Here is a 10,370-nt window from a genome sequence, read left to right as displayed (position 1 = left end):
CATCCACCGTATTACTGGTCACGCCATCCTTCGTGGCCGTGAGGGTCGTATTACCCACCTCAACCGCAGACAATAAACCGGCTGATGACACGGTAGCCGTCGCCGTATCGATAGGAGTCCACGTCACTGAGTTAGATACGTCAGAGGACGTCATATCACTGAATGTCGCTGTTGCAGTTAACTGCTGAGTCTGACCTTTTGCTACGTTGACCGGTGAAGGCGTCACTTGAATCGATGTAATGACCGCTGCCGACACATTCACATCCACCGTATTACTGGTCACGCCATCCTTCGTGGCCGTGAGGGTCGTATTACCCACGTTAGTCGCGGTAAATACGCCTGGAACATCAAAGCGTCCTGCATCAGAGTTGCTTGTGTGCCAATCACTCACGGTTAAATCCGTCAATGTGCGAGATGAACCATCAGAGTAGTGACCAACCGCTTCAAAGGGCTGCTTGTTACCTACCGCAAGCGTCACTCCCCCAACACCTCGAGTTGTTATCAGTGAAGCGGTGATATCTATACGTTCTAATTTTACTGTTGATTCAGAGAAGGCACCTTCTGAATTACAACCGGTTAATAGCATTAATAGTGGAAAAATTACTATTGCAAATAGTGATTTAAAATATTTATTCATAGTAATACAACCTATTTTTGATACTGGAAGCTAGGAATGGTGATTTCAACTCGGCGATTTTTAGCTCGTCCTTCTGCAGTATTGTTATCAGCAACAGGTTGAGACTCACCTTCACCTCTCCACTCAAGTTGCGTCGGTGTGGCACCCAATTCAATCAGTTTATTGACGACCGCTTGAGCACGATGCTCAGAAAGGTGTTGGTTATAGAGTGCTGAGCCTGTTGAGTCAGTGTGTCCAACAACTTTGGCATGAGCTTGTGGGTAAGAATTTAATACTGAAGAGGTCTCTGTTAATTGGTCAATAAACTCTTGGCTAGGTTCGACTGAATCAAAACCAAACAATCCATCTGTAGTTTTTGGTGAAAATTCCTGTATTTGAGGAGGTACTTTTACAGTGGCTGTCTCTTTAACGGGAGTATCTTCGATAATAGACGTTGGCGCTGCTTCGACTAACGCTGGTTGTGTTGTACTGCCAAACGTATAGGTTAGACTGACCAACAATCCATGGCTATCATACTTACCCGTATTTGACTTACCAATACTGTCAATGTATTGGTAGCCCGTTGATAATCGGACGTTAGGGTTAAAGTGATAGTTAATCCCTACCTCACCGAGAGGAGAAAAACCTGTCGCATCGCTCTTACTTGAAGACAGTTGCGTTTTTTCCATGTCCCAATAAGCAGCACCAAGCCGACCGTATAAACTTAGGTTATCTCGTAGGTACCAATCGTAACGAAGAGCACTTTCAATCAACCAAGTTTTAACATTAACTGATGTAGTGTCCGCCTTTAGTTCATCGTGATATTGATAGCCTAAATCCCAACTCCAAGAGGGCGTAAACTGTAACCCGCCATAGAGACCTAAAATTGTGCCCTCTTGATTTGAATGATTGTAATTGTCGTCTAAGGCCCATTGATACCCACCCTTTACGCCAACAAAAATCTGAGGGGACTCCGTTGCAGCCAGTACTGGAATACTGAATAAACTAGTAAATAATATTATTTTTTTCATAATTTTCATATAGATAGATAGATAGATAGATAGATAGATAGATAGATAGATAGTATCATTTTTAAGCAAATTTAAGCAAATATTACTTGTATATTTGCTTAAATCAACAGGTCGGCTTTGTTTATACTTTATTGCCTACAAAGAACCACTCTCATCTTATCCAAAATCCAAAAAATGAAAACCAAATAGCCAGTCTCAGAGAGATAAATATCGATAGAAGGTAGCGCAAAAAATCGAAATAGACTCACAAAATAGAGTCCACAGATAATAACTGGTTTTGATGCATTTGCTTTGCTATCAGAACACTAGAATTATTCAAGTTCACTTTCCGAACTCGATCTCGTGCAACATTGAGCCATGCGCTTGTCTACCTTGCATTAATCGGCGCTGAAAGTTATGAGGTTGCAATTTTCATTATTATCAACAATTTAGGACCTTGTGGTATATCATCGCTACCAGTTAACCATATACACTATGGGGCTTATTATACCCATATCGCAGTATAAGCGAACGTCCTACTTGCGAGCTACGCTAGGTGTTTGATTTTATATGAGGGCGTTAAACCGCTTCACAAATCCTTTGAGCGTGAATTGCATCATTTTTGTTCGGCCTGATAATCGATAAGGAGAGACAGACGTTGGTGCAATAAGTCGAACTTCATATCCTACTTTTTCAAGGTTCGAACCCAAAAATAAGCGCTGCTACAACTTCCAATTAAACACGGTGGTTTGTATGCTAAGGTTTCCAATAGTTTAGCGCGACTTATTTTGGGTTTACAAAGGACAATATTACCTTTGTGAATAGCTTCATTGAGTGCAACCCCATTTTTTACCAGGCCTATACCTAATACAGTTACAGCCATGTTGGTCTCTCCGTATGAAATGGTTAAATTACTGCCACAGAACGCTCACTTGCCAACTTTTTAGCTACTCGAATTACTGTACGAGCCGATACATTGGTGAGTTTGGCGGTATCACTAATACTCAGCTTGTTGATAACTCGTAGCTGATAGATTTTTTCGTGTAGATCTGAGTCTGCTTGCCGTCCTCTGTATTTACCTTCCTCTTTGGCTTTCTTTATTCCTTCAGCCTGACGGCGGCGGCGATCTTGGTAATCTTTTCTTGCGATAGCAGCTAGCATATCCATCATCATGCTATTTATCGCTTTAATCATCGATCCAGTAAATTCATCGGTGATTTGAGGACAGAAGGCAATATGACTGGTTGGCAAATCCAGGCTAATCACTTTGAGTTCTTTCTTGTGCAGCATTTCTTTCAATGTGAACCAGCTTTCTTCATCAAGACGAGAAAGACGATCAATTTGCTCTATGATGATTGCATCACCAATTGCAGCATCATCAAGTAATCGGAGTAATTCAGGTCTTTGTAATGAAGCTCCCGATTCATTCTCAATATACCATCCAGCTATACGAAAACCTTTTTCCTGTACAAACTTCTGTAAGGTGCTCTGTGCTCGTTTTGCATTTTGGTCGCTTGTTGATGCTCTAAGATAGCCAAAGATGTACATAATCTGTCCTAGGTGACATTTAAGTTATGATCTAATATGGTGTGCCATATAGGTTATGACAAATATATAAAAACTGCCACTTTTATTCTATGACTATAGGGTATACTTCATTGTCATGCGAAGATCGTGATTTGATTTTGAATTTTAGTTAACCTATTATTGGTGTGTTAATTATTCACACATGTAGGTGGAAATATGTCACGCACAACTAGTGTTACGATTGGATCTCAGCTAGATGAGTTTGTCGGCCAACTCATAGCGACTGGTCGCTATGGCTCAACAAGCGAAGTCGTTCGTTCTGCATTGCGGCTACTCGAAAGGCAAGAGAAACAAACCACGGCTCTAAAAATGGCGATTGAGGCAGGAGAGCAGAGTGGTCAATGCTCATTATCACTTCATGACATTGCGGCTAAAGTAAAGCAGAAACACAATGTATAAACTTTCCAACCTCGCCGCAGAAGACTTTGAGCATATCTTTGAATACACTCTGTTGAACTTTGGCATAGAGCAAGCGGATGCTTATACAGATAGTATGAATGACGTTTTGCTAACGCTTTCAGAACAACCTTTGATGGGTTACGAGTGCCCAGAAATTGCCGAAGGGCTTCGCCGCCACGATCACCATAAACATGCTATTTTTTATCGCCCACAGCCTCATGGTGTTTACATAATCCGTATTCTTCATCAGCAAATGGAACCATTACGGCATTTCCATCCAGACATTTATTAAAACTACAAATCATTAGATAAAGTTAGAACAACGTCGATAAATTAGGCAGGAATATTAAAAAGATGAATGATGTTATAACCATAGATAGTCCGACGACTACTGGGGGTAAAGTTATTTCAGGAAGTGGCAGTGTCAAGATTAATGGAAAAGCGATTGCGTTAATTGGAGATATGGCTACCTGTACATGTGGTAGTAAAAGCTGTAGAGGTCAAGGTCCCATTATCAAGAAGACTCCTCGGAACGCGAACCTAAATGGTCAGGATGTTGCACGGGTAGGTGATTTTGTTGATACCGGTTGCGGCAGTTGTTTTCTATTGCCCAGCAGTCATCAAGTTGCTTTGAGCACCTCGATGGCAACGTCACTCAACATGGGCGGTGGCGTAAATATGGGTAATGGAGTCAACATCAATATGGGTGGCGCAGGAATGGCTATGCCATCAGTCTCTTCGGCGATAGTCGCTAAGCAGAGTGTTAATTCAGCTATGCAGCCGAGTGTGACTTCTGCAAGTCATCCAGAAAACTCGTTAGCGAATACCTCTTCTTCTCTCCCACCGTATCTGACAGGAAATTATCCCCAGCTACAGACTGAACCAACTTATCCTATCTACAAAAACACACGTACTTTTCCAGATCAGCGAGTTAGAGACTTACTGCAAGCGAACAATCACGACGTGATGTTATTAACGCTTTCTGAGACCTTTGCTTACTTACAAACCGAAGGCTGGAAACAGACCAAACAAGCTTGGGTCGAAGCCACCGATACCACTCTTGGGCAAATCATGATCAACTATGGCCCGAATGGAAAAGATGTTGTGACGACTTCAATGGTGGTCTCGAAACTGGGAAGTCTAGGGATTAAAGCAACAGTTGAAGTGAATCACCTTGGTAATGAAATCATCAAATTCTCAGGTTGGCCCAACATACGCAAGATCCTTAATGCCCCCCGTTTTCGTTTAGATAATCCAAAAGTTGTAGATGTTGGGATCGGGAAGTATGGGCTTAAAAATTCAATTGTGAGCGGTGCTCGATTAACCTTTTATGTCGCCGCTGCTTATCGAACCGTTGATTTTATTTTGAACGATGAAACTACGTTAACCCGTTATATCGGTAGCCTAGCAACGGATGTGGTGAAAATTGGTATTGCTTCTGCTGTGAGTTGGGGACTCGGTGCCGTGACAATGACTTTTACGTCTTTTGCTTTGGGACCACTAGTGATTGCTGTTGGATTCGGATTAGCTACTTCTATAACGTTAAATTATTTTGATGAAAAATATGAATTGACCGATAAAGTCGTAGCGTATATCGAACATGCCCAACAAGAAGTGATAGAAAAGGGTCGGGAAATAGAAGAGGGTTTTTGGGATCTTGGCGCAATGTTTGCTCATGGACTGCTTGAAACAGGAAGAGAAGTTATTGTTTCCGAACTAAAGACTTATGTCCGTAGAACATTAAATGAAATCACACCGAGGTCATTCTAATGTCAAAGAAACCATTTAGAATCATCATCTTAAAGCAACGAATTGTTGGTTTTTTTGGTATGTTATTTATGTTTATTCCTTTGACAATTGGAAGTGTATGGATTGGTTTGGATATTTTAAACGAAAATTGGGCTTTCCACTCATCACTTATATTTACATGGCTGGCACTACTATTATTGTTTATTCCTTTTATATCCATACCAGTAATTATAATAGGATTGCCTGTTGTATTTTTAGGGAAAGATATGCCTGTGAAATACGCAGTACTACTAATTAAAATAGCGGTTAGTGGATTAGTTTTGGGTTTGATTATATCTATCGGGTATGGATTTTATTTCACTAATCAGTTAGAGCAAAGAGGTTATACGCCTTGTCGAGGGATACCCTCTGGCCATACGCCAGGAGTGGGGATGGGCAAACAATACGTCACTGATTTGAGTTTGTGTAACCAATAAGAGGTTCTGGCTATGCCCGTGGATTTTTTAACCACTGAACAAAAAAATAGTTACGGGCAATTTAATGGGGAGCCGAATGATGTTCAATTGGCACGGTACTTCCATTTGGACGAGGCTGACTTAGCTTTTATTACACAAAGACGTGGTGAACACAATCGATTTGGAGTCGCCCTGCAATTGGGTTGTGTTCGCTTTCTCGGTACTTTCTTAATCGATTTAAGTCAAATCCCAACGAATACCCAATGGTTTGTCGCAAGGCAACTGAATATAACGAATATTGGTATTTTATCTGACTATTCTCAGCGCGAAACCACACGCCGCGAGCATACCGCTCTGATCCGCAATCAATATGGTTATCGTGAGTTTGTTTGGCCGTGGTCATTTCGGTTATCCCGCCTTCTCTATAGCCGGAGTTGGATCAGTAATGAACGCCCGAGTTTACTGTTTGATTTAGCGACCGGATGGCTGATCCAACACAAAATCCTTTTGCCAGGTGCATCAACGTTAACGCGCTTGATTTCACAAATCAGAGATCGAGCAGAAAACCGATTGTGGCAGCAACTATCCAGCCTCCCAAATTCGGAGCAGCAAGCTAGGTTGGATTCCTTACTACAAATTCCTGAAACAGCCAGAACATCACACTTCGACCGTTTTCGTAAGGGACCGGTCAATGTCAGTGGCCCTGCATTTAATGAGGCCATTGAACGTTACAAAGCACTTCAAACCTATGGAATAACTGAACTGGATTTCACTGGTATTCCTCCCGTCCGGTTTAAGCATATTGCCCGTCATGCTGGAATGATTTCGGCATACAAAATAGGCCGCATGCCGGAGATTAAGCGTACTGCGATACTCGTGGCTTTTGTGAAAGCCTATGAAATTATTGCATTAGATGAAGCGTTGGATGTACTGGATCTTTTGATTACAAATATCGCTGGCGAAGCGAAGAAATTAGGACAGAAAAAGCGCCTTCGTACTCTGAAAGATTTAGATAAATCTGCACTAGCTTTAGCCAACGTTTGTGCCCTTCTGTTAGACGACAACTTAGATGATGAGTCTCTACGTCCATCAATCTTTGCTAAGTTTTCACGGGAAAAGCTAGCGCAATCTATTTCTACCGTACACGAGTTAGCTCGACCTTATGATGACAATTTTCATGAAGAGATGGTTGAGCAGTACGGACGAGTTCGGCGTTTTCTACCAAAACTGCTCCATGATATTGAATTTTCCGCCGCTCCAGCGGGAGACAAAACGCTTGAAGTTCATCAGTACTTAGCGCAACTACTCGATTCAAAAAAACAAATCCTTGATGATGCGCCAATGGATATCATCTCTAATCCATGGAAGCGATTGGTATTAGATAAAGATGGCCGGGTGACTAGACGAGGTTACACACTGTGTTTTTTGGATAAATTACAGGACAGTTTGCGCCGACGAGATATCTATGTCGAAAACAGCGATCGCTGGGGCGATCCGAGGGCCAAACTTTTGCAGGGCCAAGAATGGCAATCAAACAGAATTCAGGTCTGTCGATCACTGGGACATCCGCTAAACGCAAAGGAAGCCATCGATGCGTTAGTCAGGCAACTGGATACAACCTATCATCAGGTTGCCGCAAATTTTGACGATAATGGGTCGGTGGATATTGATATCTCGGGGAAACGACCGACTCTGACCATCACAAACATTGATAGACTGGATAATCCTCCGAGCTTGCAGGGATTATCCAAACAAGTTGAGGCGTTACTTCCTGCTGTAGACCTCACAGAACTACTACTTGAAATCAATGCTCATACTGGCTTTGCCGATGAATTTACCCATATTAGCGAATCCAATGCTCGTGCCAATGATTTAACGGTAAGTATCTGCGCTGTGTTACTGTCGGAAGCTTGCAATATCGGACTTGAGCCACTGATAAAATCTCATATCCCCGCCTTGACCAGACACCGACTCAGTTGGGTTAAGCAAAACTATTTACGAGCTGAAACGTTAGTAAAAGCCAACGCGAAACTCGTCGATTTTCAGTCTACTCTTGCGTTAGCTAAGCATTGGGGCGGAGGTGAAGTTGCTTCTGCTGACGGAATGCGCTTTATCACACCAGTAAGAACCGTCAATTCAGGAGCAAACCGAAAATACTTTGGCTCCAGTCGTGGTATCACATGGTACAACTTCGTCTCCGATCAGTTTTCTGGATTTCACGGAATCGTTATACCAGGAACACTACGAGATTCCATATTCGTATTGGAAGGATTACTGGAACAACAAACCGGATTAAACCCCACTGAGATCATGACGGATACCGCCGGAGCCAGTGACATGGTATTTGGCTTGTTCTGGTTGTTGGGATATCAATTTTCGCCACGCTTAGCCGATGCGGGTGAATCGGTATTTTGGCGCGTAGATAAAGAAGCGGACTACGGCGTACTCGATGAGTTAGCTCGTAGCTGCGTAAATCCTCAAAAAATTGAGCTTCACTGGGATGACATGATGCGTATTGCAGGCTCTCTTAAACTTGGAAAAGTGCAGGCATCAGAACTGATTCGATCGTTACTTAAAAGTGATCGGCCATCAAGTCTGGCCCAAGCCATTATTGAAGCTGGCCGTATTAATAAGACATTATATTTACTGAATTACATCGATGATGAAGACTATCGACGCAGAATTCTAACCCAATTAAACCGAGGCGAAAGTCGTCATGCCGTTGCCAGAGCCATTTGTCACGGTCAACGCGGAGAAATCCGCAAACGATACCGAGAAGGGCAAGAAGATCAATTGGGTGCGCTTGGTTTAGTCACTAATGCCGTTGTACTGTGGAACACCATTTATATGCAAGCTGCATTAGAGCACGTAGAACGGCAAGGTGAAACGCTAAAAGATGAAGACATTGCAAGGCTATCACCACTAAGCCATAAGCATGTCAATATGTTGGGGCATTACTCATTTACATTAGCTGAACAGGTGTTAAATGGTGAACTACGTCCACTTAAACAGCCGTCAGATCAAGATGATTTTGCTTAGCGTATGGAATGGACTTCCTCCCTATCACTCAGCCGTTAGTTCTGAGATGATAAATTCACCATTTCATACGGAGATAACAACATGGCTGTGACTGTATTAGGTATCGACCTAGCAAAAAATGTGTTCGCATTGCATGGTGTTGACCACAAAGGCAATACCATTTTATGCAAACCCAAAGTAAGTCGGGCCAAGCTGTTAGAAACGGTAGCCAATATGCCACCGTGTCTGATTGGAATGGAAGCATGTAGCAGCGCTCATTTTTGGGCTCGATTATTCAAAAATGTCGGCCACGAAGTTCGCCTCATCGCTCCTAAGTTTGTCTCTCCTTATCGACTGTCTGGCAAAGCAGGGAAAAATGATGCTGCTGATGCTCAAGCTATCTGTGAAGCAGTTCAACGTCCTCATATGCGATTTGTTAGCATCAAGTCAGAAGAGCAGCAATCGATTCAATGTTTGCACCGAGCTAGGCAGGGCCTAAATGAAGAAAGGACGGCAGTATGCAACCGCATTCGTGGTTTGCTCGCTGAGTTTGGTGTGATTGCTCCTTTATCACCGGAGCGATTGCGTAACGAGTTCGAGAGCATGAAGGTTCACCTTCCAACCTTAGCCGCAACTTGCATGGATGAATTATTTCTTCATATAGACAACATTGAGCGCAGGCTTTTAAAGTTCGACCGACTGATTAAAGAGACGGCAGAGCAAGATGAACGATGCCGACTATTGATGCAACTAAAGGGGGTTGGACCTATGACAGCCAGTGCTCTAGTATCAGCGATCTCTGACGGAAAAGAGTTTCGTAATGGCCGTCAATTGGCGGCCTGGTTGGGTTTAACGCCTTCTCAATACAGCAGCGGAGGGAAACCAAAATTAGGGCGAATTACTAAAGCTGGTGACAACTATATTCGTAGTCTGCTTGTGCAGGGGGCGCGTTCAATGATGGCTAGCGCCGGACGAAAAGACGATCCGCTCAGTAAGTGGGTCTGTGATGTCAAAGATCGCCGTGGTTACTGGCGAGCCGCTATTGCTTTAGCTGCAAAAAATGCACGACACTGTTGGGCAATACTTCACTATGGTGAATCATTCGAAAATTGTTATTCAACCTAAATAAATCTCTTACCACCAATGATGACAACGCAAATATGATAAGGGTTAAGACCCCGCAAGAGGTGCCTGAGAAAACGTTAGGATGTTAAATATCCGATTAGCGTATGAGGTTCTTGCGAGCGTCTTTCATTTTGGTCCGGAACAGAATATTCCAGTATGACCGCTTATAGTACTGCATCTTAATCTTCATTGTGATTGCGTTCAGAGCACCCATTGACATCGGGAGGAAGTCCTTATAGTACGTTTTCGTTCCATTGGGCTTCAGACCCCATTCAGTAACCCTGCCAATAACTAAATGATCCCTCGCTAATTAGCCAATATCACGGGCATAAATACTCAAAAGGCCAACGGGTGATTATTAGCAACTAGCTCCACTTTCTCATCGACTGAGCTAAGCTACTCCACTGTCCA

General features: G+C 42.9%; 9 protein-coding genes. 6 read left to right on the top strand and 3 right to left on the bottom strand.

What is annotated here, in order from left to right; all coding sequences use genetic code 11:
* The 3 genes from KU855_RS14705 to KU855_RS14695 all read right to left on the bottom strand — a co-directional run.
* On the bottom strand, positions 1-637 hold a 637-nt coding region (locus KU855_RS14705; RefSeq protein ID WP_218531032.1), incomplete at its 3' end, for an Ig-like domain-containing protein.
* Positions 638-648: 11 nt separating this feature from the next.
* Entirely contained in the window at positions 649-1,647 is a 999-nt protein-coding gene (locus tag KU855_RS14700) for an OmpA family protein (RefSeq protein ID WP_218531031.1), read from the bottom strand.
* Positions 1,648-2,532: 885 nt separating this feature from the next.
* Positions 2,533-3,174 carry a recombinase family protein gene (locus tag KU855_RS14695; RefSeq protein ID WP_101904835.1) on the bottom strand — a complete coding sequence of 214 codons (642 nt, stop codon included), beginning with the start codon at positions 3,172-3,174 and terminating at the stop codon, positions 2,533-2,535.
* A gap of 195 nt (positions 3,175-3,369) precedes the next feature.
* On the opposite strand from KU855_RS14695, the gene KU855_RS14690 reads away from it, so the two are divergent.
* The 6 genes from KU855_RS14690 (at position 3,370) to KU855_RS14665 (ending at position 9,959) form a co-directional block, all read left to right on the top strand.
* Positions 3,370-3,612 carry a type II toxin-antitoxin system ParD family antitoxin gene (locus KU855_RS14690; protein ID WP_045408785.1) on the top strand — a complete coding sequence of 81 codons (243 nt, stop codon included), beginning with the start codon at positions 3,370-3,372 and terminating at the stop codon, positions 3,610-3,612.
* Entirely contained in the window at positions 3,605-3,904 is a 300-nt protein-coding gene (locus KU855_RS14685) for a type II toxin-antitoxin system RelE/ParE family toxin (RefSeq protein ID WP_132981147.1), read from the top strand. The genes KU855_RS14690 and KU855_RS14685 overlap by 8 nt, the downstream gene beginning before the upstream one ends.
* 62 nt (positions 3,905-3,966) lie before the next feature.
* A complete protein-coding gene (locus KU855_RS14680) occupies positions 3,967-5,382 on the top strand; it encodes a PAAR domain-containing protein (protein ID WP_207897953.1) in 1,416 nt (471 codons plus the stop codon).
* The gene (locus KU855_RS14675; RefSeq protein WP_218531030.1) at positions 5,382-5,837 is read left to right on the top strand and encodes a DUF1240 domain-containing protein; all 456 of its coding nucleotides are present in this window, start codon (positions 5,382-5,384) and stop codon (positions 5,835-5,837) included. Before KU855_RS14680 ends, KU855_RS14675 begins: the two co-directional genes overlap by 1 nt.
* Positions 5,838-5,849: 12 nt before the next feature.
* Positions 5,850-8,855, top strand: coding sequence for a Tn3 family transposase (locus tag KU855_RS14670; RefSeq protein ID WP_218531029.1), 3,006 nt, complete (start codon positions 5,850-5,852; stop codon positions 8,853-8,855).
* 81 nt (positions 8,856-8,936) lie between these two features.
* The gene (locus KU855_RS14665; protein ID WP_102552417.1) at positions 8,937-9,959 is read left to right on the top strand and encodes an IS110 family transposase; all 1,023 of its coding nucleotides are present in this window, start codon (positions 8,937-8,939) and stop codon (positions 9,957-9,959) included.
* Positions 9,960-10,370: the final 411 nt, after the last annotated feature.

This window comes from Shewanella sp. NIFS-20-20 (assembly GCF_019209865.1).
Taxonomy (GTDB): Bacteria; Pseudomonadota; Gammaproteobacteria; order Enterobacterales; family Shewanellaceae; genus Shewanella.
The sequence above is the reverse complement of the archived record's forward strand: the minus strand, read 5'-3'. Positions and strand labels throughout refer to the sequence as shown.

Bases quoted from the DNA above. Each gene is read 5' to 3' on its own strand.
- KU855_RS14675 (WP_218531030.1), top strand. From the start codon at position 5,382: ATGTCAAAGAAACCATTTAGAATCATCATCTTAAAGCAACGAATTGTT.
- KU855_RS14690 (WP_045408785.1), top strand. From the start codon at position 3,370: ATGTCACGCACAACTAGTGTTACGATTGGATCTCAGCTAGATGAGTTT.
- KU855_RS14670 (WP_218531029.1), top strand. From the start codon at position 5,850: ATGCCCGTGGATTTTTTAACCACTGAACAAAAAAATAGTTACGGGCAA.
- KU855_RS14665 (WP_102552417.1), top strand. From the start codon at position 8,937: ATGGCTGTGACTGTATTAGGTATCGACCTAGCAAAAAATGTGTTCGCA.
- KU855_RS14695 (WP_101904835.1), bottom strand. From the start codon at position 3,174: ATGTACATCTTTGGCTATCTTAGAGCATCAACAAGCGACCAAAATGCA.
- KU855_RS14685 (WP_132981147.1), top strand. From the start codon at position 3,605: ATGTATAAACTTTCCAACCTCGCCGCAGAAGACTTTGAGCATATCTTT.
- KU855_RS14680 (WP_207897953.1), top strand. From the start codon at position 3,967: ATGAATGATGTTATAACCATAGATAGTCCGACGACTACTGGGGGTAAA.
- KU855_RS14700 (WP_218531031.1), bottom strand. From the start codon at position 1,647: ATGAAAAAAATAATATTATTTACTAGTTTATTCAGTATTCCAGTACTG.